19 protein-coding genes are annotated in these 24,321 nt (G+C 62.8%); 13 read left to right on the top strand and 6 right to left on the bottom strand.

Annotated elements, in window-relative coordinates:
* Positions 1 to 34: 34 nt before the first annotated feature.
* Positions 35 to 562 carry an inorganic diphosphatase gene (ppa, locus tag BMF35_RS04400; RefSeq protein WP_047007066.1) on the top strand — a complete coding sequence of 176 codons (528 nt, stop codon included), beginning with the start codon at positions 35 to 37 and terminating at the stop codon, positions 560 to 562.
* A gap of 107 nt (positions 563 to 669) precedes the next feature.
* A complete protein-coding gene (locus BMF35_RS04395; protein ID WP_047007065.1) occupies positions 670 to 2,841 on the top strand; it encodes a S46 family peptidase in 2,172 nt (723 codons plus the stop codon).
* Positions 2,842 to 2,939: 98 nt separating this feature from the next.
* Here the strand turns inward: BMF35_RS04395 and BMF35_RS04390 are convergent, their stop codons facing one another.
* The 3 genes from BMF35_RS04390 to BMF35_RS04380 form a co-directional block, all read right to left on the bottom strand.
* Positions 2,940 to 3,410, bottom strand: coding sequence for a hypothetical protein (locus BMF35_RS04390; protein WP_156172139.1), 471 nt, complete (start codon positions 3,408 to 3,410; stop codon positions 2,940 to 2,942).
* A 222-nt stretch (positions 3,411 to 3,632) separates the two neighbouring features.
* The gene (locus tag BMF35_RS04385; protein ID WP_082115692.1) at positions 3,633 to 5,141 is read right to left on the bottom strand and encodes a mechanosensitive ion channel family protein; all 1,509 of its coding nucleotides are present in this window, start codon (positions 5,139 to 5,141) and stop codon (positions 3,633 to 3,635) included.
* Complete coding sequence (locus BMF35_RS04380) at positions 5,072 to 5,446, bottom strand: hypothetical protein (RefSeq protein WP_047007617.1); 375 nt, start codon at positions 5,444 to 5,446, stop codon at positions 5,072 to 5,074. The genes BMF35_RS04385 and BMF35_RS04380 overlap by 70 nt, the downstream gene beginning before the upstream one ends.
* A 188-nt stretch (positions 5,447 to 5,634) precedes the next feature.
* Here BMF35_RS04380 and lptB point away from each other — a divergent pair, with 188 nt between their 5' ends.
* Together lptB and rpoN are read left to right on the top strand one after the other, a co-directional pair.
* Positions 5,635 to 6,468 (top strand): LPS export ABC transporter ATP-binding protein, encoded by an 834-nt coding sequence (gene lptB, locus BMF35_RS04375; RefSeq protein ID WP_082115691.1) that lies wholly within the window; start codon positions 5,635 to 5,637, stop codon positions 6,466 to 6,468.
* Between the two features lie 112 nt (positions 6,469 to 6,580).
* Complete coding sequence (gene rpoN, locus BMF35_RS04370) at positions 6,581 to 8,032, top strand: RNA polymerase factor sigma-54 (protein ID WP_047007063.1); 1,452 nt, start codon at positions 6,581 to 6,583, stop codon at positions 8,030 to 8,032.
* A 3-nt stretch (positions 8,033 to 8,035) separates the two neighbouring features.
* Here the strand turns inward: rpoN and BMF35_RS04365 are convergent, their stop codons facing one another.
* Positions 8,036 to 9,808, bottom strand: coding sequence for a DEAD/DEAH box helicase (locus BMF35_RS04365; RefSeq protein WP_047007062.1), 1,773 nt, complete (start codon positions 9,806 to 9,808; stop codon positions 8,036 to 8,038).
* Between the two features lie 492 nt (positions 9,809 to 10,300).
* Between BMF35_RS04365 and BMF35_RS04360 the strand changes: the two genes are divergently transcribed.
* From BMF35_RS04360 to BMF35_RS04330, 7 genes are all read left to right on the top strand, one after another.
* The gene (locus BMF35_RS04360) at positions 10,301 to 13,141 is read left to right on the top strand and encodes a TonB-dependent receptor (RefSeq protein ID WP_047007061.1); all 2,841 of its coding nucleotides are present in this window, start codon (positions 10,301 to 10,303) and stop codon (positions 13,139 to 13,141) included.
* A complete protein-coding gene (locus tag BMF35_RS04355) occupies positions 13,141 to 14,163 on the top strand; it encodes a phytase (protein ID WP_047007060.1) in 1,023 nt (340 codons plus the stop codon). The genes BMF35_RS04360 and BMF35_RS04355 overlap by 1 nt, the downstream gene beginning before the upstream one ends.
* A 396-nt stretch (positions 14,164 to 14,559) precedes the next feature.
* Entirely contained in the window at positions 14,560 to 15,255 is a 696-nt protein-coding gene (ctrA, locus tag BMF35_RS04350) for a response regulator transcription factor CtrA (RefSeq protein WP_047007059.1), read from the top strand.
* A 120-nt stretch (positions 15,256 to 15,375) separates the two neighbouring features.
* Positions 15,376 to 16,488, top strand: a complete 1,113-nt coding sequence (locus tag BMF35_RS04345) for a S41 family peptidase (RefSeq protein WP_047007058.1) — start codon at positions 15,376 to 15,378, stop codon at positions 16,486 to 16,488.
* 11 nt (positions 16,489 to 16,499) lie between these two features.
* A complete protein-coding gene (gene trmB, locus BMF35_RS04340; RefSeq protein WP_047007057.1) occupies positions 16,500 to 17,228 on the top strand; it encodes a tRNA (guanine(46)-N(7))-methyltransferase TrmB in 729 nt (242 codons plus the stop codon).
* A gap of 62 nt (positions 17,229 to 17,290) precedes the next feature.
* Complete coding sequence (locus BMF35_RS04335) at positions 17,291 to 17,977, top strand: SDR family NAD(P)-dependent oxidoreductase (protein ID WP_047007056.1); 687 nt, start codon at positions 17,291 to 17,293, stop codon at positions 17,975 to 17,977.
* Positions 17,974 to 18,483: a DUF892 family protein gene (locus BMF35_RS04330; RefSeq protein ID WP_156172138.1), complete on the top strand. Its 510-nt coding sequence runs from the start codon at positions 17,974 to 17,976 to the stop codon at positions 18,481 to 18,483. The genes BMF35_RS04335 and BMF35_RS04330 overlap by 4 nt, the downstream gene beginning before the upstream one ends.
* Here the strand turns inward: BMF35_RS04330 and BMF35_RS04325 are convergent.
* On the bottom strand, positions 18,480 to 20,744 hold the full coding sequence (locus BMF35_RS04325; RefSeq protein WP_047007055.1) for an NADP-dependent malic enzyme: 2,265 nt from the start codon (positions 20,742 to 20,744) through the stop codon (positions 18,480 to 18,482). The two genes, BMF35_RS04330 and BMF35_RS04325, sit on opposite strands and share 4 nt — an antisense overlap.
* 114 nt (positions 20,745 to 20,858) lie before the next feature.
* On the opposite strand from BMF35_RS04325, the gene mutS reads away from it, so the two are divergent.
* Positions 20,859 to 23,477: a DNA mismatch repair protein MutS gene (gene mutS / locus BMF35_RS04320; RefSeq protein ID WP_047007054.1), complete on the top strand. Its 2,619-nt coding sequence runs from the start codon at positions 20,859 to 20,861 to the stop codon at positions 23,475 to 23,477.
* Between the two features lie 38 nt (positions 23,478 to 23,515).
* Positions 23,516 to 23,926: a YidH family protein gene (locus tag BMF35_RS04315; protein WP_047007053.1), complete on the top strand. Its 411-nt coding sequence runs from the start codon at positions 23,516 to 23,518 to the stop codon at positions 23,924 to 23,926.
* Here BMF35_RS04315 and BMF35_RS04310 read toward each other — a convergent pair whose 3' ends face one another.
* Positions 23,927 to 24,298, bottom strand: a complete 372-nt coding sequence (locus BMF35_RS04310) for a hypothetical protein (protein WP_047007052.1) — start codon at positions 24,296 to 24,298, stop codon at positions 23,927 to 23,929.
* Between the last annotated feature and the right edge of the window lie 23 nt (positions 24,299 to 24,321).

Raw genomic sequence — 24,321 nt, 5'->3', positions numbered from 1 at the left:
GCCACCAGATTCCACAAGGGACACAAGCACCACCATGCGTATCGAACATATCCCGGTCGGCGACAATCCGCCCGAGAGCCTGAATGTCATCATCGAAGTGCCTACGGGCGGCGAGCCGGTGAAATACGAGTTCGACAAGCCGTCGGGCGCGCTGTTCGTCGACCGTATCCTGCATACGCCGATGCGCTATCCGGCCAATTACGGCTTCGTGCCGCACACGCTCTCGCCCGATGGCGACCCGCTGGACGCGCTGGTGATCGCGCGCAGCCCCTTCATCGCCGGCTGCGTGGTGCGCGCCCGCGCCATCGGCGTGCTTAACCTGGAAGACGAGCATGGCGGCGACGAGAAGCTGATCTGCGTGCCGGTGGACACCACCTTCCCCTACTATTCCGACATCGCTGAGACGAAGGACCTGCCCAGCATCATCTTCCAGCAGATCGAGCACTTCTTCACCCACTACAAGGATCTGGAAGCCGAAAAGTGGGTGCGCGTGGGCGCATGGGGCGATGCGGCGGAAGCCAAGCGCATCGTGCTTGAGAGCATTGAACGCGCAAAGGGGTAACGGCGGGCGACAGCAATTTACTTGGGCGAACAAACGGTTCAAAAGCCACGGCAATGACGCGCCCCGACGCGCGTCGCCGGATCGTTTTGCCTGAGAGGTTGCCACCTATGAATCGCACCAAGCTGTTTTCGCTCGCCCTGCTTGCAGGCGCGTCCACCCTCGCCGCGCCAGTATCTGCCGGCGAAGGCATGTTCACGCCCGACCAGTTGCCCGATATCGCAGCACAGTTGCGCGAAGCCGGGCTGGAGATGGACCCGGACCAGCTGGCCGACCTTACCGGCTTCCCCATGGGCGCGGTCGTCTCGCTTGGCGGATGCTCTGCCAGTTTCGTCTCGCCGCAGGGCCTGGTGGTGACGAACCATCACTGCGCGCGCGGATCGGTGCAGTACAATTCTACCGCCGAAAACAACTATCTCGAAAACGGCTTCCTCGCCCGCACGCTGGGCGAGGAACTGCCCGCCGCGCCCGGATCGCGCGTCTATATCACCACCGAAGTCACCGATGTGACGCAGCGCGTTCGCGAAGGCACGGAAGGCCTCGCCCCGCAGGAACGCTACGACACCGTCGAGCAGCGCCGCAAGGATATCACCGCTGAATGCGAGAGCGAGGTAGGCTATCGCTGCCAGGTCGCCAGCTTCTTCGGCGGGGCGCAATACAAGCTCATCAAGAGCCTGGAAGTGCGCGACGTGCGCATCGTTTACGCGCCTGCCGATTCCATCGGCAAATATGGCGGCGACATCGATAACTGGATGTGGCCGCGTCACACCGGCGATTTCGCCTTCTACCGCGCCTATGTCGCGCCCGATGGCTCGGCTGCCGATTACAGCGAGGACAATGTTCCCTACCAGCCCGAGCATCACCTGCAGGTAAGTGCCGGCGGACTGGATGAAGGCGATTTCGTGATGGTGGCGGGCTATCCCGGCTCCACCAGCCGCTACACGCTGCTGGCCGAGGTGGAGAACACCTTCAACTGGACTTATCCGACCTTCCAGGGCCTTCTCACCAACTGGATCGCTACGATCGAGGAAGCCGCGCCCGAAGGCTCGGACGCGCGTGTGCGCTATGAAAGCCGCCTTGCCGGGCTCAACAATTTCGAGAAGAACCTGCGCGGCCAGATCGAGGGCGCACGCCGTGTCGGCCTTGTAGATCGTCGCCGCGAGCGCGAGGAAGCACTCGCCGCGTGGATCGCCGCCGATTCCTCGCGCGCCAATTATGGCACGGCGATTGCCGCGCTGGCCGAGCTGTCGCAGGAAAGCGCGCAGGCCGCGCGCACCAGCTTCTGGTATGGCAATGCCACGCGCCCCGCGCTGCTGGGCGCGGCGCAGCGCCTCTACCGCCTTTCGCACGAACGCCAGCTTCCCGATGCCGAGCGCCAGCCCGGATACCAGGATCGCGACATGACGTTCTTCCGCCAGGGCCTGCAGGCGCTCGACCGCCGCTACGACCCGGCGGTCGACATGGCCGAGTGGCAGCTCTTCCTTGCCGGATACCTCCAGCAGCCCGCCGAAGAGCGCGTCGCCGTGTTCGACGAGGCGCTGGGGCTGACAGCCGACACCTCTGCCGACGACCTACCCACGATCCTCGCACGCTATTACGAAGGTACAACGCTGGGCGACACGGACACGCGCCTTGCCCTTCTGGATGCCAGCACGGCGGAGCTTGAAGCGAGCGACGATCCCTTCATGCAGCTCGCCGTGGCGCTCTACGATTACGAGCGCATGCTCGAAGCGCAGGGCGAGGAGCGCGCCGGTCGCTCGCTCGCGCTGCGCCCGCTTTACATGGAAGCGATCACGCAATGGCAGCAGGAGAATGGCCAGCTCGCCTATCCCGATGCCAACAGCACGCTGCGCATCACCTTCGGCAATGTGATGGGCGGATCGCCTTTCGACGGCATGGAATACCTGCCCTTCACCACGCTGGAAGGCATTGCGGCGAAGGATACGGGCGAAGAACCGTTCAATTCGCCCGAGCGCCAGTTGGAGCTGATCGAAGCGCAGGCCTATGGCGAGTACGAACTGGAATCGATCGGATCGGTGCCCGTCAACTTCCTCTCCGATCTCGACGTCACCGGCGGCAATAGCGGCTCTGCCACGCTCAACGCCAATGGCGAACTGGTGGGCCTGTTGTTCGACGGCACGTTCGAAAGCGTCAATTCCGACTGGGATTTCGACCCGCGCACGACGCGCTCCATTCACGTGGATTCGCGCTACATGCTGTGGGTGATGGACAACGTCGACGGCGCCGACGCGCTGATCGCGGAAATGGATGTGGTGGAGTAGGGAACTTACAATGCGGCGCGCTGCATAGTTGGGCGGCGCGCCGTGTTCCCTTTTTTCAGCTTCCGACCCGTTTACGGTCGTTGTCAGATGGCTTTTGATTACCTGATTTTTGTCGTCAGTTTGATGCTGACCAGGCGCCAGCGCAATCCATCTCGCTCGAACCGATACGAGTTACCTTTCTGGTCATCGCGATCAGAAGGAGAGGCGATAAACTCATCGATCCCTATTCGTTCAAACTCCCAATTCTCCGTTGTCTCCATCAATCGTGGCATCACTCCTGTCGAATCCTCAGAGTTAAGTTCGTCGGGTAGGCCTAAAGCGGCCGCGAATTGCCAGTCTCCATAAGGTTCGACGACGAAGGCTCTGATCGCATTTGGATCGGTCATCGCATCGAGAACAACGTGTTTTGTCAAAGGAAGCGGATATGTCTCGAATTGCGGCAACATCTGCTGCTCGAAGCTCGATCGCACTTTGTCACGATCGTAAAAAGCGGTCAGTTCCTGAGACGTTGTGTTCCAATCACTGAGCTGTGAGATAGCGTAACGAGGTGACAGAAAATACCAGCCCACGAAAAATAGCGCAGGTCCGAAAACGACCGCGGCAATCGAAAGAGAGCGCGCGAACCTCATGGCAGTCGGGGTCGTGCCCGATCAATTGCGCAACTGTTTAGTTTGTAACCAATCACTCAGGGTCTATCCGATTCAGCGGCAGCTTGAGGCGATATATTCTATAAAACCAGACAATCCGCTATCCACCCAGTTGCAGACATTCCATCGCCGCTATTAAGTCTCTCACTCCACCGGGCGGGAGTTATCCAGCAAATCCTTTTGCTGCGTGTCGCTTTCGGCGCGCTCTTCTTCCACCATGCGGACGATCTCGTCCTCGCCGGTTGCTTCGGTGTCCAGCGGCGCGCTGGCGTCGAGGCGCAGTTTGTCCGGTGACGGCGCGGGCTTGGCGTCTTGCGTTGGTGCGGGCGAAGATGCGGATGTGCTGCCATCCTTCTCGCCGACATTGAGGAAGGGCAGCGACGCGGTGCGCTGGTCGAAGCGCAGGCGGTAGATCGGCTCCGGCAGGGCAAAGCCCGCTTCCTCCAGCGCCGCCTTGCACACGGCGATGGCGCGGGTGTTAGCCTTGAACCAATTGGTCTCGCGCTGGTCCACCCAGCCGAGGAATTGCAGCACCACATTGGAATCGCCGACTTCGGTAATGCGCACCTCGGGCGCGGGATCGTCCAGCACGAATGGCATCGCGGCCAGCGTTTCCTTGCCCAGCCGCCGCGCGGCCTCGGCATCGTCATCCGCATCAACGCCCAGCACGAACTGGAAGCGGCGCTGCGGGTTGCGCGTGAAATTGAGGATCGTGCCCTTGAACACGGTCGAATTGGGGATGCGCAGATGGTTGCCATCCAGCGTCAGCATCACGGTCGCGCGGCTGGTAAGGCTGATGACGCGTCCCTCATGCGTATTGTCGATGATGATGTGGTCGTTGGCACGGAAAGGCTGGCGCAGGCTCAGCATAAGTGAGGCGACATAATTCTCCACCGTGTCGCGCATGGCGAAACCCAGTGCCAGGCCGATGACCCCGGCACCGCCCAGCACCGCGCCCATCAGCGCGCCCGCGCCCACCATGTCGAGCGCGACCACGATACCGATGATGACGAAAGTGAAGCGAATGGCGCTCACGATCAGCTCTGCCAGGAAGCTATTCGGGGCGACGCGCCGCCACAATCCGCCGAAGCTGGCGAGCAGGTAGCCGAAAGCAATGATGACCGCCGCCGTCAGCAGCGCCGCGCCGATCAGCGGCAGCATCCGGGTGAAATCCTCGAACCGGTCGCCCAGCCCGCCTATGCCGCCCGCGACATCGACGCTGACATCGCGCTCCGCCCCGTTTTCGACCGTCACCACGCCATCGACACCGGTGGCGATGCTCTCGGCGCGGGCAGCGGCCTCATCATCGGGCACGGTGCCGCCAAGCGTCACCACGCCTTCGTTTACATCGACGGTGACGCCTTGCAGGCTGGGCACATTCGCAAAAATATCTGTAAGGCGCGCCTCGATGCGCTCATCATCGCCCTCGGCCTGCTCTACCTCGATGGAGCCCGCTTCGGGGCCGGCAGGCTCCTCTTCTACCGCCGCGTCGCCGCCCAGCACGCCGCCGACCGTGGCCGACGCCGGCGCAGGGGGTAGCGCAGTTGCCAGCAGCAGCGCAGCGCATACCAGCCAGAAGCGTGTCAGAAGAGGGACGCCGCGCTCTTGAAGCCGACCGTCAGCAACACGGGCAATCCGATCGCGGTAATCCATAGAAAGGCAACCTCGCGCCGGAACACCGGTTCCAGCGCCGGATCGCGCGCCTCTTCATTCGACAGCCCCTCCCAGCGCATCTCGAACCAGCGGCAGGCGGGGATGATCGCGGCCACCAGCACGATCAGCGCGAAATACGGCATCACCGAGCCGTTGCCCGATTTCAGCTGCGTCATGGTGAGGAAAATGTGCAAGCCGGTATAAACCAGCAGCCCCCAGGCGACATGATCGCTGATCCGGCGACGCCAGTCGAGCGGTGTAGTGCGGCTTGCGGTCTTTTGCGACCGATGGAGCGCCTTTGGCATGCCCTTCTCCTCTCCAATCCCGATTCGTCGACTATTCCAGTTGGGACACTGGCTGGCAAGCCCGTCAATATTCTGTTCATCATTGGAACGCCGGTCCGCGGCGCTTTGGCGGACCTGTGACCGCTCACCATGCAGGAATCTTGCCAAACACCCTTCAAAGCCGCGCCAGCCATGCTAGATGAACGGGCATGAGTGCGCCCGAGAACACCACATTGGACGATCCATCGCTGACCAAGCCTGCGCTGAACGAGGCTGCCCTGGCCGATGCGCCATCCAATGCCGCGCCGGACCTGCCCGAAGCGGGCGGCCTCGAAGTGGTGTCCATCGCCAAGAGCTACGACAAGCGCGCTGTCCTCACCGACATTTCGCTGACCGTGGCGAAGGGGGAGGTGCTCGGCCTGCTCGGCCCCAATGGCGCGGGCAAGACGACGTGCTTCTATTCGATCATGGGGCTGGTGAAGCCCGATAGCGGCCGCATCCTGATGGACGGCGTGGATGTGACCAAGCTGCCCATGTATCGCCGCGCCATCCTCGGCCTCGGCTACCTGCCGCAGGAAACCAGTATCTTCCGTGGCATGACCGTGGAACAGAACATCAGTTGCGTGCTGGAAATGGTGGAGCCCGACAAGGCCACCCGGTCCGCCGAGCTGGAGCGGCTGCTCGATGAATTCGGCCTCACCCGCCTTCGCTCCAGCCCCGCCATGGCGCTGTCGGGCGGCGAACGGCGCCGCTGCGAAATCGCCCGCGCGCTGGCCGCCAACCCCTCCATCATGCTGCTGGACGAGCCCTTTGCCGGGATCGACCCGCTTTCCATCAGCGATATCCGCGACCTTGTGGCGGATTTGAAAACGCGCGGCATCGGCGTGCTGATCACAGACCACAATGTGCGCGAGACGCTGGAAATCGTCGACCGCGCCTGCATCATTTATGGCGGGCAGGTGCTGTTCGCCGGCTCTCCGCAGGAACTGGTGGCAGACGAGAATGTGAAGCGCCTGTATCTGGGCGACAATTTCACGCTGTGATGGCGGGCTCGCCAGCCTCCGTTCGTGCTGAGCGTGTCGAAGTACGAACCTGCGCGAGGGTTCTATTTCGCCCTTCGACAAGCTCAGGACGAACGGGAGCTCTTTAATCGAAATGGCCATCGGCCCGCGCCTAGACCTGCGCCAGTCGCAATCGCTGGTGATGACGCCGCAATTGCAGCAGGCGATCAAGCTGCTGGCGCTGTCCAATCTCGAAATCGAGACCTTCATCGGCGATGCGCTGGAGAACAATCCGCTGCTCGAAGCAGGCGAGATGCGTGTCGCCGATGGCGAAGCGCCCACAGAGCCTGAAATGCGCGATGCAACGTCGGCAGAAGGCGACGGCGCGCTCGATATCGACCAGAGCGCGCTGGACGTGGACCGCGACACCGGCGACTGGTCTGCCGCGCCTTCCGGCAGCGGCGTTGCGGGCGAAGGCTTCGGCCTCGAAAACCGTAGCGATGCCGCCCCCACCCTCGCCGATCACCTGGAAGAGCAGATCGGCGCCTGCGCCCCGTGTGCGCAAACCGCTTTTATCGCACGCTACGTAATCGGCTTGCTGGACGAGGCGGGCTACCTCTCTGCCGATCTGCGCGATATCGCCGTGGCGCTCGATGTGCCGCTGTCCCGCGTGGAAGCCGCGCTCGATTGCGTGCAATCGCTCGATCCCACGGGCGTTGGCGCGCGCTCGCTGTCCGAATGCCTCGCGCTGCAGGCCAAGGAGGCCGACCGCTACGATCCTTGCATGGAAGTGCTGATCAACAATCTGGAGCTGGTCGCCAAGGGCGCCTTCGCCCATCTCAAACGCATCTGCGATGTTGATGACGAGGATCTGGCGGACATGCTGTCAGAACTGCGCAGCTACGATCCCAAGCCCGGCCTTGCCTTCGGTGGCGGCGCGGCCAGCGCGGTGGTGCCCGACGTGCTGCTGAGCGAAGCCGTCGACGCCGAGACTGGTAAGAGCGGCTGGGATATCCAGCTGAACGAGGCGACGCTGCCGCGCCTTGTGGTCAATCGCGGATATTATCTGGAACTGCGGGAGGGCAGCACCGGCAAGGATGCGAAAGCCTGGCTGAGCGAGAAGCTGGCCGATGCGAACTGGCTGATCAAAGCGCTGGACCAGCGCGCCAAGACCATCCTCAAGGTCTCTGCCGAGATCGTGAAGCAACAGGACGGCTTTTTCCGCAAAGGCGTATCCGAACTGCGCCCGCTGACGCTGGCCAAGGTGGCCGAGGCCATCGAAATGCACGAAAGCACCGTCAGCCGGGTGACGAGCAACAAGTTCCTCCACTGCGAACGCGGCACATTCGAGCTGAAATACTTCTTCTCAAGCGGTGTAGGCAGCGCAGATGGCGAAGGGGCTAGTGCAGAAGCGGTAAAGGCCCGCATCAAGGCGCTGACCGATGCCGAGGACCCGAAGAAAATCCTCTCCGACGACAAGCTGGTGGAACTGCTGAAAGGCGAAGGTTTCGACCTCGCCCGCCGCACCGTGGCGAAATATCGCGAGGCGATCGGGATAGGCTCAAGCGTGCAGCGCCGACGGGCGAAGAAGCTGGCGGGACTGTAATTGCTAGCTTCTGGGCGGCCGCGCCGGCTTCCCCTTATGCTTGCTTTTCTTGCCCGGCTTACCTTTGCGCGCAAATTTGCCAGGCTTGCCGCCCGCCTTCTTGCCAACAGGCCTTGCGGATACGAAGGGCTTGCCGTCCCTGCGGTTCTGGCGCGCTTCCATGCGCGGACCTTCCGGGGATTCGGCAATATGGATCGCGTCCTGCTCGTCATCGCCCGACGTCGTGCGGGCCACAGCATCGGCGACCTTGGGCGCGACAGCGCGCGGCACCTGGAACCACGTCTCGTGCTGGCCGATGCGGATGGCGCCGATCTCGTTGCGGGTAATGTGGCCACGTCGGCAAATGAGCGGCAGGATCCAGCGCGGCTCGGCGTTCTGGCGGCGACCGATGCCCATTTTGAACCAGACAGTATCCTCGAAGCCCGGACGATGCCGGTCGGCTTTTGCCTTCTCGCGAGCCTCGGGCGTGTTGGCGAGCAATTCCTCGGGCTGCGGCATTTTCGCCCGGTGCGCCTGTACCAGTGCCGCAGCGATATCCTCGGGCGCCAACCGCTCCATCAGCTGGCTCGCCACCTTGCGGTCGGCATCGTCATATTCGGCAGGCTCGGTGAACTTTGCCATCAGCCGTTCGTGATCCTGCGCGCGGATCGCCTCTGCAGAAGGCGCGTCCATCCACTCGGCAGAAATCTTTGCGCCGCGCAGCATGCTCTCCACCCGTTTGCGGCGGTTATAGGGCACCACGATGGCGGCGGTGCCTTTCTTGCCCGCGCGCCCCGTGCGGCCGGAACGGTGTTGCAGCGTTTCGGCATCGCGCGGAATCTCGACATGGATGACGAGGCTGAGCGTCGGCAGGTCGAGCCCGCGCGCGGCCACGTCGGTCGCCACGCAGATACGCGCGCGCCGGTCGCGCAGCGCCTGCAGCGCCTGGTTGCGCTCGGATTGTGAATGCTCGCCCGACAGCGCCACCACGTCGAAACCGCGATTTTGCAGGGTCGCGTGCAGGCGCCTTACGCTGTCTCGCGTTGCGCAAAAGCAGATCGCCGTCTCCGCCTCGTGGAAGCGCAGCAGGTTCACCACCGCATTCTCGATTTCGGACGGGGCGACGGTGATCGCCTGGTAGGCAATATCGCCATGCCCGCGCGTTTCGCCCGCCAGCGACAGGCGCAGGGCATCGCTCTGATAGCGTTCGGCCAGCCGCACGATCGGCTTCGGCAGCGTGGCGGAGAACAGCAGCGTGCGGCGGTTGTCTGGCGCGGCGTCGAGAATTTCTTCGAGGTCGTCGCGAAAGCCCATGTCGAGCATCTCGTCCGCTTCATCGAGCACCACGCCGACAAGGCCCGACAGGTCGAGCGCCCCGCGTTCGAGATGGTCGCGCAGGCGGCCGGGCGTGCCCACGATGATTGCAGGGCCGGACCGCAATGCGCGGCGTTCCTTGCTTGCATCCATTCCGCCCACGCATGTCGCGATCCGTAGGGCTGCTTTCGCGTAGAGCCAGCCCAGTTCGCGGCTGACCTGCAGCGCCAGCTCCCGTGTCGGCGCTACGACCAGCGCCAGCGGCTTTTCGACCAGCGGAGTTCCGCGGATTTCGCTGAGCAACTCTGGCGCGATGGCAATGCCGAACGCCACTGTCTTGCCAGACCCTGTCTGCGCCGAAACGATCAGGTCGCGGCCATTGGCTTCGTCAGCGATGACGGCAGCCTGCACCGGCGTGGGGGCGTCATATCCCTGACCGGCCAGTGCTTCGCCAATGGGCTGGGGTAGTTGTTCAAAAGACATGTCAGCTCACGGCAGAGGGCAACGCCGCGCCAAGGTTCGGCGGGGGGAAGCAGAAGAAAGAAATGCAGCGCATCCAGAGCGCGGCCCGGGCAATCGGCGAGTCGAGCCCATTCGATTGCTGCGGTGCGGCATAGCGGGAATGGCCCGTCTTGGCTTCATGTTTCTGTGCTGGCCGCGCAGAGCAGGTCAAGCCAAGCGTCTGTGAGAGAAAAGTAGGTCGAGATTTTCCTTCCCTACATCCCCGGCGCCATGCCTGACTCTCGGGCATGAGCCGCATCCGGATTATCTTCTACATGCCAGCGGAAAAGGCCCCTCCGGCGCCGTCCCGGGTTTTCTCCATCAGGACAGTGCTCCAGGTGCTCCAGGTGCTCCAGGTTAGCACTCCACCCCGTCACACAGCTGTCACCGATCCGCAATCGCTCTGTCACCGCTCCGACCGGGCACGGTCACACAGGCCATCTATCGCGTCTCCCGAACCCAGGGAGGACACACATGACCGTAAACCGCCTGCTCGGCTCTGCCAGCATTGCCGCACTCGCTTTCGCCGCCGCGCCCGCCATGGCGCAGGAGGTCACCGGCACCGTGGCCGACGAGACCGACACCGTGTCGCTGCAATCGGCCGTCATCCGTATCGAGGAGCTGGACCGGCAGGCCGTCACCGAGCGCGACGGCAGCTATCGCTTCAACGATGTGCCCGTCGGCACCTACACGCTTACCGCCCGCTTCCAGGGCGTGCCTGCCGAAAGCCAGACAGTGGTCGTGCCCGCCGATGGCGTGGTGGTCGCGGACTTCCGTCTTGGCGGCGACAATGCCGAGACAATCCTCGTTTACGGCCAGCGCGCCAACCAGGCGAATGCCCTTGCGCGCGAATATGCGGATGACCGCGTAGTCGATGTCCTCACCCGCGATGCCATCGGCCAGTTCCCCGACCAGAACGTGGCCGAGAGCTTGCGCCGCCTTCCCGGCATCAACGTGCTGAACGACCAAGGCGAGGGCCGCTTCGTAGCCGTGCGCGGCCTTGACCCGACGCTCAACGCCACCTCGATCAACGGCGTGCGCGTGCCCTCGCCCGAAGGCGATACGCGCGCCGTCGCGCTGGATTTCATCTCCAGCGACATCATCGAGAGCATCGAGGTGTTCAAGTCTCTCACCCCGGACATGGATGCCGATACGATCGGCGCCAGCATCCAGATCAATACGGTCAGCGCGTTCGACCGGCGCGGCAACTTCCTCACCCTGTCGGCGGAAGGCAGCTATAACGAGTATTCCGAAGAACTGCGCCCGAAAGCGAGCGCCAACTTCGCCTATCGTCTGGCCGACGATATCGGCATTTCGGGCGGTGTCTCCTATTACAACCGCTTCTTCGAGACGGACAATATCGAGGCGGACGACTGGGAAGAGGATAACGGCCTCGTCTACGCCGAAGAGATCCAGTACCGCGATTACGACGTGGAGCGCGAGCGGATCAGCGGCTCGCTCGGCCTCGATTTCCGCCCGTCGGACACGACCGAGCTTTACGTGCGCGGCCTTTACAGCCGCTTCGACGACCAAGAATTCCGCCGCCGCTTGACCTTCGACTTCGGCGATGCCGATGTGGCAGGCTCCGGCACCAGCGCGCTTTACGATGGCGAAATCACGGTCGAGCGCGATGTAAAGGATCGCTTCGAGCGGCAGGAAACCTACTCGATCAGCCTTGGCGGCGAGACCGTGACCGGGCCGTGGACGCTGGAATATATGGGCAGCTATGCCCGCTCCAGCGAGCGCGAGGACAACAGCGTCGACCCGACCGAGTTCGAGCAGGAATTCGGCGATCTGGACGTAGCCATCGACTATTCGGATGAGCGCACGCCGCTTTATTCCGTATCGGGGATGGGCGCTGCGGACTTCTTCGATCCGGCGCAATACACGCTTAACGATGTGGAACTGACGCGCCTTTCGGACGCGGTCGACGAGGAATATACCGGCCGCGTCGACCTGGCCCGCGATTTCCTGATCGAGGGCGGCACCTTCACGCTGCAGACCGGCCTCAAGCTGCGCCTGCGCGAAAAGACGTTCGACGGCGAGATCGAGTTCTACGAGAACGACAATTACGTGCTGGCCGATGTGCTGGGCGTCGGTCCTACCTACCGCATCACCGATCTTGCACCCCTGCCGGGCCTTGGTGAGGCAACCGATTTCTTCTTCGACAATTTCGGCGATTTCGAGCTGCAAGTCGCCGACAGCCTGTTCGACAGCGCGGCATCGGATTACGCCATCGAAGAGGATATCTATGCAGGCTACCTGCTTGGCCGTTTCGAAAGCGACACGCTGACAGTGATCGGCGGCGTACGCTACGAGCATACGCAGACCGACATATTCGGGAATTTCGTTCTTTTGGTGGAGGAAGACGGCACATTGCCCAATGGCGATATCGCGACCGACGACACGGTGATCGTATCGCCGCAGGTGACACCGGCCAATTACGGGCGCTTCCTGCCAAGCCTCAACATTCGCTGGGAGCCGCAGCAGGATCTCGTCTTCCGCGCAGCGGGCTATCGCAGCCTTGTGCGCCCCGGCTTCTCGCAGATCGCCCCGCGTTTCATCGCGGAGCAGAATGACGATGACGAGGTAGAAGGCGAATTCGGCAATCCCGATCTCGACCCGTATGAGGCGTGGAACCTCGACCTTGGCGTCGACTACTACTTCTCCGGCAATGGTGCCGTCAGCCTCGGCCTTTTCTACAAGGATGTGTCGAACTACATCGTCGATGTCGAATATGAGAGCGATGGCGCAGACCGGCTGGTCTTCAATGGCATTGCGTTCGATGAGGCCGTCATCCCGGTGAATGGCGAGCGCTCGGAAATCTTCGGGATTGAAGCCGGGTTCGCCATGCAGTGGGACATGCTGCCCGCACCCTTCGACGGCATCCTGACACAGGCGAACTACACCTACACCAATGCCGAAGGCGTCGTGCCGGGCGGCGGGGTGGATGTGCTGGGCGCGGTCGGCCCGACCCGCACCATCGACCTGCCCGCCACCAGCGAGCATACGTTCAACGCCGTGCTCGGTTACGAGAAAGGCCCGATAAGCCTGCGCCTCGCAGGCACCTATCGCGACGATTATCTGGACGAGCTGGGCGGTTCGCCCGAGGAAGACCGCTTCGTCGACAGCCACTTCCAGCTCGATGCGACGGCGCGCTATCGCATCACGCCGAACATCCAGGTTTTCGCGCAGGCAGTGAACCTGACCGATGCGGAATATTTCGCCTTCAACAATCTCGGCGGACGGCAGAACAATTATCAGTACGAAATCTATGGCCGCACCTTCAAAGGCGGCGTGCGGGTGACGTTCTGATGCGCCGGGTCCACGCACTTCTTCCTGCCGCCCTGCTGGCAGGCTGCGTCACCACACCCACCGGATTGCCGCCCGTAGTAGTCTATGCTGCTGGCGAGACGGTGCCGGTGGGCACGGTGAATGACGATGCGGCAGACGATCCGGCGATCTGGCGCAATCCCGCCGATCCGTCACAAAGCCTGATCGTAGCGACCGACAAGAAGGCGGGCCTTTATGTTTATGGTCTTGATGGCGCGGTGCGCAGCTTTTCCGCGCTGGGGCAGGTCAACAATGTCGATCTGGTCGAACTGCCCGATGGTCGCGTTCTGGTAGCTGCCAGCGACCGCAACGACCCGATGACCGCGCATATCGTCACCGCGCTGCTCGATACGGCCAGCGGCGAACTCACCGTGCTAAGCCGCCATTCGGTTGGCAATGGCGAGGGCTATGGCTTCTGCATGGCGTTCGACGCGGCCACTGGCATGATCCGCTATTTCAGCGCGGTGAAGGAAGGGGCAGTCTATCTCACCTCGCAACCGCTGGAAGCCGGTCTCGATAGCGACACGACCACCACGCTGTTCCATACCCTGCCCAGCCAGCCAGAGGGCTGCGTCCACGATCCGCGCACGGACAGGCTTTATGTTGGCGAGGAAGCGGGCGGCATTTGGGTGCTCGATTTCGAAACCGATACGCGCGAACTGCTCGCACCGATCGACAACCAATATCTCGTCGCCGATGTCGAAGGATTAGCGCTGGCACCTGAAGGCGAGAATGGCGGCTATCTGATCGCATCGAGCCAGGGCGACAATGCCTATGCCGTCTACCGCCTGTCCGACATGGCCCCGTTGGGCCGCTTCGCGATTGCGCAGGGCGAGTACGGATCGGCGGAAGAGACCGACGGCATCGCGCTGGTGGTGGGTGATTTCGGCCCGGACTATCCCGGCGGGCTGTTCGTGGCGCAGGATGGCCTCAATGCACCCAATCCGCAGAACTTTAAGTTGGTGGCATGGGAGGCAATCAGGGAGGCACTCGTGTTGGACTGAGACTTCGGGGGCTCCAAGCAAAGGTTTTCCTCTGATGGGTGCGCAGCATCAGCTTTAGATCACCACCAGTGTCGCTGCCGAAATGTCGCCTGCCTCAGCGCTTATTTTTACACATGGAACAGCCTTGCCAGCGCATGCCCGTTCTCGACGAAACGCTGTTTTTCACCCCTTCTGCCTCACCGTGATTGTCCGTAGCCACTAACCCGCGCCAACTGCGGACCGAGCGAAAATTAAGGCTTTTCGGGTGTCACCAGAAAGACTCACTCGAAAAGTCTTAACGCGTGAAACGCTTTATTAACCTTTTTTGGTGAGAACTGCCGTGGTTAATTCAAGGCAACACCTCCCATGCGCTTGGCGATGCGAGGGGCCCGCGAAGGGACATAAAGGGGTAAAGCAATGCGTGTTCTGCTGATCGAAGACGAGCCGACAACGGCCAAGGCCATCGAGCTTATGCTCACCACCGAAGGCTTTAACGTCTATTCGACGGACCTTGGCGAAGAAGGCCTCGATCTGGGCAAGCTGTATGATTACGACATCATCCTGCTCGACCTGAACCTGCCCGACATGCACGGTTACGACGTCCTGAAGAAGCTGCGCGTTGCCAAGGTGCAGACGCCTGTTCTTATCCTTTCCGGCATTGCCGAGATGGACAGCAAGATCCGCAGCTTCGGCTTCGGCGCCGACGATTATGTGACCAAGCCCTTCCACCGTGACGAACTGGTTGCCCGCATCCACGCCGTGGTGCGCCGTTCCAAGGGCCACAGCCAGTCGGTCATCCGCACCGGCAAGCTCGCAGTGAACCTCGATGCCAAGACTGTCGAAGTCGATGGCGCCCGTGTCCACCTGACCGGCAAGGAATATGCGATGCTGGAGCTGCTCTCGCTGCGCAAGGGCACCACGCTGACCAAGGAAATGTTCCTCAACCACCTCTATGGCGGGATGGACGAGCCGGAACTCAAGATCATCGACGTGTTCATCTGCAAGCTGCGCAAGAAACTCTCCAGCGCATGCGGCGGCGAGAACTACATCGAAACCGTATGGGGCCGCGGCTATGTGCTGCGCGATCCCGACGCAGAGCAGGAAGCTGCCTGAAGCTGATACCCGATGGACGGGATAGAGAACGCCTCCGGCAGCCCGCGCTGCCGGGGGCGTTTCGCTTTCTTACACTATCGCAAGCTTGCCATCCGCCCGATCTCGGTTACGCTTTCGGCCATGACGACATTGCTCCGATCGTTCGGCGTGGCCGTTGCGGCCCTTCTCCTCGCTCCAGCCACGGCGAGCGCGCAGGCAACGCAATATGATGGCGACATCATGTTTCTGACCCGCGTGATCGAGCGCGAATATGCGGGCTTCGACACCAAGACCGAAGGAAACCGGCGGCAGGAATACGAAGCGCAGCTTTCGCTGATGAACGAGCGGATCGCCGCCAATCCGGAAGCGCGCATCCACGCCATATCCGCCCTGCTCGACTGGTTCGCCGACGGGCACCTGGCGATCCAGTCCAACATCGTCTCGCCGGACGATCCCTATCCAGATGCCGCGCCGGAGCGGCATTATCGCATCTTCGACCTGCCCTTCGCGTTCACTTTCACGCGCCTTTCCGACCATACCGTAATGCTGCGCGTTCCGCATTTCGGGATGGACGCAGCGGACGAGCTGGCAGCATTGCTGGAACAGCATCACGACACCATCACCTCTACGCCCAATCTCATCATCGACATGCGCGGGAACAGCGGCGGGTCCGACCTGACCTATGCGCCGCTCATGGCCTATCTCTACACCCGTCCGATCTATTCCGTCGGTGCCGAACTGCGCGTGTCACAGCGCAATCTTGACTATCTTCGCGAGCTGGGCGGCGATGAAGACATGCCGCAGGAAGTGCGAAATCTGGTGGCCAATGTTCTGGCAAGCGCAGAGCAAGGCGCGGATTACGTGCCACTCGGCGAAGATGCCGTGAGCATCGAGACCTATCCGCAAGTTTACGACTTTCCCCGCCGCGTCGGCATTCTTGCAGAGGGCGCAGGGTCCTCGGGCGACCAGTTCGCCATAGATGCGCGGTTCAGTGACAAGGTGACGTTCTTCGGCGGGCCGACGGCCGGCGTGATCGACTATTCAAACGTTATCGAAGCGACGTCGCCATCGGGCGATTTCACGCTGCGCTGGCCCATGACCCGCTCCATGCGCCTGCCCGAAGAGCCGTTCGACAATGTCGGCGTACCGGCAGACGTGCCCTTCGGCGACGATGTGGCGGACCATGTCGAGGCCGCGCGGCTTTGGCTGGAAAGCAGGTGCGACTGTCTGGACAGCGCTGTCGCCGCCCATTAGCGCAGCGCAGCATGACGGCTTTCAAGGATGGCGACCCGACCACGCTCAACCGGCTTTATGGCCGTAGCCAGGGCAAGCCGCTGCGCGCGGGCCAGCAGGAACTGGTCGACAATCTCCTGCCGCAGATCGCAGTGCCAACCGATGGTCCGGTCACGGCGGAGCGCCTGTTCGGCGAGGATTGCCCGCTGCATTTCGAGATCGGCTTCGGCGGCGGCGAGCATATGGCCTATCGCGCGGACCTGCTGCCCAATCACGGTTTCATCGGCGCGGAACCGTTTCTCAATGGTGTAGCGCAGGCACTTGGCCATGTGCGCGACGGGCATGAAGGCGGCGGGCGGCTGCCCAACATTCGCATCCATCACGGCGACGCGCTGGCGGTGCTTGCCCGCATTCCCGATGGCGCGCTCACCATGGCATATCTTCTCCATCCAGACCCGTGGCCGAAAAATCGCCATGCCAAACGCCGCATGATGAATGACGGACCTGTCCAGCTGATAGCCGACAAATTGAAGCCGGGCGGCGAGTTCCGCTTCGGCACCGACCACCCCGTCTATGTCCGCCATGCGCTGATGGTGATGCGCCGCTTTACCGATCCCGAAACGGGGCCATTCGAATGGGTGGCCGAGAAGCCCGATGATTTTCGCGTCCGCCCCTCGGGCTGGAGCGAGACGCGCTACGAACACAAGGCGCGCACGCAGATGGGGCACGAGGTCTGGTACTTCCGCTACCGTCGCAGATAGGTTTGGAACGGCTGCGCGGCGGTGTCCGTTGATTGGCGAACAGCCATGAAGGACACACGGATATGAGCGAGAAGACAGCCATCGTCATCGGCGCATCGCGGGGCATCGGCCTTGGTTTGGCAAAGGAACTGGCGGGACGCGGATACCGCGTCATCGCCACTGAACGCAGCGAAAGCGAGGCGCTGCGCGAGGCGGCAAAAGCGCACGAGCCTGCCATCGAGATCGCCAAATGCGACGTTACCGATCATGACAGCGTGGCGGGCCTGGGCGGCAAGCTGGAAGATGGCAGCCTCGACCTGCTGATCGTGAATGCCGGGGTTTACGGCCCGGACGACCAGTCGCTCTCCGCCGTCGATCGCGACAGCATTGCCGATATCGTCGAAACCAATGCCATCGGACCGATCCGGTCGGCACAGGCCCTGCTACCTTTGCTGAAGGATGGCGGCACGATTGGCATGATGACGAGCAAGATGGGCTCCATCGACGATAGCTCGGGCGGCGCCAACCACTACCGCGTCAGCAAGGTGGTGCAGAACATGCTCGCCCGCTCGCTCTTCGAGAATCATGCCAAGGAACGCGGAATTGCGGTCGTCTCGCAGCATCCCGGCTGGGTGCAGACCGATATGGGCGGCGAGAATGCACCTATCGATGTGGATACGAGCGTGCGCGGTATCGTGGATGTGCTGGAAGGCCAGTCGGCCGCCGAACACCGCTTTGTCGCGTATGACGGCGCGGAGATCGCGTGGTGAGCAAGATCGACACTGTTGAAATCGACACCATCTACATCGACCAGCTACAGGACATGGTGAGTGCCGACCGGCAATCGCTCGAATTTACCAAGCGCCTGCGCGATGCCGCCAGCCATCCGCGACTGGTGGAAGCCTTGACCAATGGCGTTTGCGGCATTTCCGACGGGCTTGATATCGTGATGGCTACGCTGAAGCGTCACGATGCCGATCCCGAGGCCAATCGCTCGCTCGGCATGGCGGGCCTGATCGCGGAGGCGGAGGAGCGCATTTTCGCTCGGCAGTTCGACGCCGACCAGGCGCGCGACGCCATGATCGTGGCGCAATATCTGCGCATCACGCATTACGGCCTCGCAGCTTACGAAGCGCTCACCGCTCTGGCGAAGGGCGCAAACGATAGCGAGGGCGCCGATGAATTGCAGACCTGCCTCGACAATGCCCGCGACGGACATGCCGATATGCAAGATGTGATCGCCGCCCTGCTGGGCGATGAAGCAAGGCCGGACTAGCCGACGATCCCGGCACTGGCCAGCACGGCCAGCGTCAGCAATTCCGGCGCGATCGAGGTCATCGGCGCAATCTGCACCGGCTTCTCCATGCCGATCAGCATGGGCCCGATCACCACATCGCCCGACAATTCGCGCAGCAGCTTCGCCGATAGGTTTGCGCTCTGCAGGCCCGGCATGATGAGGACGTTGGCGGGCCCCGACAAGCGGCTGAAGGGATAGAGCTCCATCACCGTCTGGTTGAGCGCGGCATCGGGTGCCATCTCGCCTTCATATTCGAAATTCACGCTTTCATCGGCATCGAGGATGGCCACTGCATCGCGGATATTGCCAAGCCACTTCCCGCTGGGATTGCCGAAGGTGGAATAGGACATGAAGCCGACGCGCGGCTCGTGGCCCATGCGCCGCGCCACGGCGGCGGTTTCCTTGGCGATATAGGCCAGCTGTTCCGAGGTCGGCCGTTCGTTGATCGTCGTATCGGCGAGGAAAGTCGTGTGGTTCTTGCCGATCACCATGTGGATGCCGAATGGCGTCGCGCCTTCCTTCTCGTCCAGAACGCGGGCAACTTCGCGCGCGGTCTGGCTGAATGTGCGCGTGAGGCCAGTAATCATGCCGTCGCCTTCGCCCGTCGCGACCAGCAGGGCGGCGAACACGTTACGCTCCTGGTTGACCATGCGGCGCACGTCGCGCTCGGTATAGCCGCGCCGCTGCAGGCGCTTGTAGAGATAGTCCACCATCGGCTCGATGCGCTCGAAATTCGCCGAATTTGCGATTTCGAAGCTTTCGGGATCCTCTACCGCCAGCTCTTCCAGCTTCTCCAAGACCTTTTCGGTCCGGCCCACCAGGATGGGCGTGCCATAGCCGAAATCGCGGAACTGGATGGCGGCGCGAAGGGCAACCTCTTCTTCCGCCTCGGCAAAAACCATGCGCTTGGGGTTGGCCTTGGCGTCCTCATACACGCGGGTGAGTGCGGAGGTCGTCGGGTTGAGCCGCGCACGCAGCGACATCGCGTATTCTTCGAAATCCTCGATGGGATCCTGCGCGACGCCCGTATCCATCGCAGCCTTGGCGACCGCGCAGGAAACACGCTCCATCAGCCTCGGATCGAAGGGCGCAGGAATGATATATTCGCGGCCAAACTGGTGGTTCACACCGTAAGCGGCGGCCACCTCTTCGGGCACACGCTCACGCGCCAGCTCCGCAATCGCCCGGGCGGCGGCAACTTTCATCTCCTCGTTGATCGCGGTGGAGCGCACATCCAGCGCGCCGCGGAAAATGAAGGGGAAGCCCAGCACATTGTTGACCTGGTTGGGATAGTCGCTGCGCCCGGTCGCGATGATCGCATCGGGGCGCACTTTCTTCGCCTCGTCCGGCATGATCTCGGGCACCGGATTGGCCATGGCGAAGATGATCGGCTGGTCGGCCATCTTCTTCACCCATTCCGGCTTCAGCGCGCCGGCAGCGGAGAGGCCAAGGAAAATGTCGGCCCCTTCCAGCGCTTCTTCCAGCGTGCGGTGCGGCGTGTCGACGGCATGCGCGCTCTTCCATTGGTCGACATTGTCGCGACCCGGATAGATCGGGCCGGAGCGGTCGCATACGATGACGTTTTCATGCGGAACCCCCATCGCCTTGATTAGCGCGGTGCAGGCCAGTGCCGATGCGCCCGCCCCGTTCACCACCATGCGGCAGTCTTTCAAGTCGCGGCCGGTCAGATGCGCGGCATTGAGCAGGCCTGCCGCCGCGATGATCGCCGTGCCGTGCTGGTCGTCATGCATGATCGGGATGTTCATCCGTTCACGCAGAGCCTGCTCGATGATGAAGCATTCCGGCGCGGCGATGTCTTCAAGATTGATGCCGCCGAAGCTCGGCTCCAGCAGGGCAACCGCCTCGATAAATTTGTCCGGATCTTCGGTGTCGATCTCGAGGTCGATGGAATCGACATCGGCAAACCGCTTGAACAGCACCGCCTTGCCTTCCATCACCGGCTTGGATGCCAGCGCGCCCAGATTGCCGAGGCCGAGAATGGCCGTGCCGTTGGAGATGACGGCCACAAGGTTGGAGCGCGCGGTGTAACGCGCCGCCAGCGCCGGATCGCGGGCAATCTCTTCGACAGGAACGGCAACACCGGGAGAATAGGCAAGGCTGAGATCGCGCTGCGTGGTCATCGGCTTGGAAGCGATGATCTCGATCTTACCGGGGCGGATCGCCTCGTGGTAATACAGCGCCTCGCGGTCGGTGAAGCTGTTCTTCTTCTTGTCGGCCAAGCCGTTTCTCCTTGTCTGGCGTGGCCATAGAGCGCGATCGGCGCTTGCGATAGGGGAAAGAGCGCGCCCCGCCCTTCCCGAATCGGTGCAGCGCTGGGTAGTCCGGACAGCGCAATGGCCGGCTCCGAAACCCCGATGATGAAGCAATATTTCGACCTCAAGAAAGAGGCCGGAGACTGCTTGCTGTTCTACCGGATGGGGGACTTTTTCGAGCTGTTTTTTCATGATGCGAAAACGGCTGCGGGCATTCTCGACATCGCTCTCACGACGCGCGGCGAAAGCGACGGGGAGCCGGTGCCGATGTGCGGCGTACCGGTCCATTCGGCCGAAGGCTATCTCGCGCGGCTGATCAAGCATGGCTGCCGGGTGGCGATTGCCGAGCAGGTGGAGACGCCCGAGGAGGCGAAGGAGCGCGCCCGCGCCGAGGGACGGCCCGTGTCGAAGGCGCTGGTAAAGCGCGACATCGTGCGTTTCGTCACGGCTGGCACACTGACAGAGGAAGCGCTGCTGGAGCCGCGCCGCGCGAACATGCTGGCAGCGGTATGCGAACTGCGCGGCATGTGCGGGATCGCCTCCTGCGATATCTCGACCGGCGCGATGGTGCTGGAAGAATGCGCGCCTGAGCGGATGCCCGCCGTCCTCGCACGCATCGGGGCCACCGAAACGGTCGCGCCGGACGGATGGGACGATGCGCCCTTCGATGCCGTCATCCGGCCGCGCGGCGACTTCGCCAGCGACGACGGAGAAGCGCGACTGAAGGCGGTGCACGGCGTCGCCACGCTCGACGGTTTCGGACAGTTCTCACGCGCCATGCTGGCCGCGGCAGGCGGGCTTGTCGGCTATCTCGACCATGCGGGGCGCGGTTCGCTGCCGCTACTGCTGCCGCCGACAGCGCGCAATTCCGGCGAGCATATGGCGATGGACGAGGCAACGCGCGCAAGCCTGGAAATCCTGGTGTCGCAACAGGGCGGGCGGCAGGGCAGCCTGATCGCCGCCATTGATCGCTGCGTGACCGGCGGTGGCGCGCGGCAATTGGCCGACGACCTCGCGGCGCCCCTGGCGGACGAAGCGGCTATTGATGCCCGCCTGGCGCTCGTCGGTTTTCTGCTCGCAGACCCGTTGATGCGCGCCGACATACGGGCGCTGCTCCGCAGCCTCCCCGACATTGGGCGGGCGCTCGGGCGACTGGTAGCGGGGCGCGGCAGCCCGCGCGATCTTGGGCAAATCCGCGACGGCCTGACCGAAGCGCGCCGCCTGCATGAGGCGCTGGCGAGCCAGCCGGATCGCCCTGCCCTGCTCGACGACCTGCTGCCCGTCTTGCGCGGACACGGCGAATTGACCGACCTGCTCTCTCGCGCGCTTGTACCTTCCCCGCCGACGGAACGGCAGAATGGCGGCTATATCGCCAATGGCTACGATGCGGCGCTGGATGAATTGCGCGAGGTTTCCGGCAATGCCCGCCGCGCCATCGCCGCGATGGAAGCGCGCTACCGCGAGCAGACCGATACGCCCTCGCTGAAGATCAGGCATAACGGCGTGCTCGGCTATTTCATCGAGGTGCCCAGCAAGCATGCCGACAAGCTGATGGCGGCCAATAGCGGCTTCACCCACCGGCAGACCATGGCCAATGCGGTGCGCTTCAACTCGGTCAGCCTGCACGAAGAAGCGAGCCGCATCGCCGAGGCTGGCGGACACGCGCTAGCCGCGGAAGATGCGCATTTCGAGGACATGTGCGAACGGATCGGCGCGCGGCGTGAAGCCATCGCCGCCACCGCCGCCGCTTTGGCGCGACTGGATGTTGCCGCAGGACAGGCGGAGCGCGCTTCCGACGGGGAATGGTGTCGGCCTACCATCGTCGCCGAGCCGGTGCTTGACATCCACGCAGGGCGACATCCCGTGGTGGAGGCGGCACTGGCGGCGGGCAAGGAGCGGTTCGTTGCCAATGATTGCTCGCTTTCCCCCGACGACCGGCTGTGGCTCGTCGGCGGACCGAACATGGGCGGCAAGTCGACCTTCCTGCGACAGAACGCTCTGATCGTGCTGATGGCGCAGGCCGGCGGCTACGTGCCTGCGCGGTCTGCCACCGTCGGGCTGGTCGACCAGCTTTTCAGCCGCGTGGGCGCATCGGACAATCTGGCGCGCGGGCGCTCCACCTTCATGGTCGAGATGGTAGAAACCGCCGCCATCCTCAGCCAGGCCGGAGAACGCAGCTTCGTGATCCTCGACGAAGTGGGGCGCGGCACCAGCACCTATGACGGGCTGGCGCTCGCATGGGCGGTGGCCGAAGCCATTCACGAGACAAACCGCGCACGCTGCCTTTTCGCAACGCATTATCACGAGATGGCCCGATTGGCCGATAGCTGCGACGCGCTGAGCCTACATCACGTGCGCGCCAAGGAATATAAAGGCGATCTGGTGCTGCTGCACGAACTCGCCGAGGGCGCAGCCGATCGGTCCTACGGCCTCGCCGTGGCGAAGCTGGCCGGCGTGCCTGCGCCGGTCTTAAAACGCGCGCGTTCGGTGCTGAACAAACTGGAGAAAGGCCGCGCGGAAACAGGCGGCCTGGCTGCCGGGCTCGGTGAATTGCCGCTCTTTGCCGCCGCTATCGAGGCCGAGGAAGAACAGTGCGACACGCTGCGCGACCGCCTCAACGAAACCGACGTCGATGCCCTGTCGCCGCGCGAGGCGCTGGACTTGCTTTACGAGCTGAAGCGCGAGGCGGGCGAAAGCTAGGCCGTTGCTTTTCCGCCAATGCGCTTTAGCGTTGCGCTATGGCCGATCACAACATCGATGAGGGTGACGACAAAAGCACCAAATGGGCGGAGAATCGCACTGATTGGGCCGAGGACCGCACCATCATGGCCCTCGAGCGCACCTTTGCGGGCTGGATGCGCACCGCTTTCGCCGCCATTGCCATCGGTATAGGTTTTCGCGCGCTCTTCGGAGAATTCGATCCGCCGTGGCTGGCAAAGGCGATCGCCACGATGTTCATCAGCCTCGCCGTCGTCTTCGCCATCGGCGCAGAAAAGCGAGCCTGCCGCGCGTTCGAACGATTGTCTTCACACGCGGTAGACTCGCCAAAGCTCCCGAACCTCAAATTCATCGCCTATGCGATTTCGGCAGGCGCCGTGCTTTTGATCATAGCCCTGTGGGTTCTGAATGACGGCGACCTGACGGGCTGATTACTCGCCCGGAACGTCCGCACCGTCCGATGTCAGTTCGGGGTCGACCTTGTTAGCCTTGCCGTATTTATCTTCGTTATCGTCGTGATTGGGTTCGCCTTCATAGGCGCCCATGTCGATGCGGCCCGAGCTTTCCATGTCGCGCATGTGATCGACCGTATCCTGCGTCGAATCGTTCATCAGGCCGGACTTGTTGTCGCTCTTCGCACTCTCGGTCGGGCTGCCGGTTTCTTCCGTCAGCGCCTGTGCCTGCTCGGACACTTCCTGCGCCTGCATGCGGTGATCGTCCTGCTCGTCATTATGCGTTTCGGGCGCGAGTTTCGCCTGACGCTGTTCCTGGCTTTCCGGCCTATCTGTCCGCTTGTCTGTCACGATATATCTCCTTTGCCCCGTCA

The organism is Aurantiacibacter gangjinensis (genome assembly GCF_001886695.1).
GTDB lineage: Bacteria > Pseudomonadota > Alphaproteobacteria > Sphingomonadales > Sphingomonadaceae > Alteraurantiacibacter > Alteraurantiacibacter gangjinensis.
Note: the sequence above shows the minus strand (reverse complement) of the source record. Positions and strands in the feature narration are given on the sequence as shown.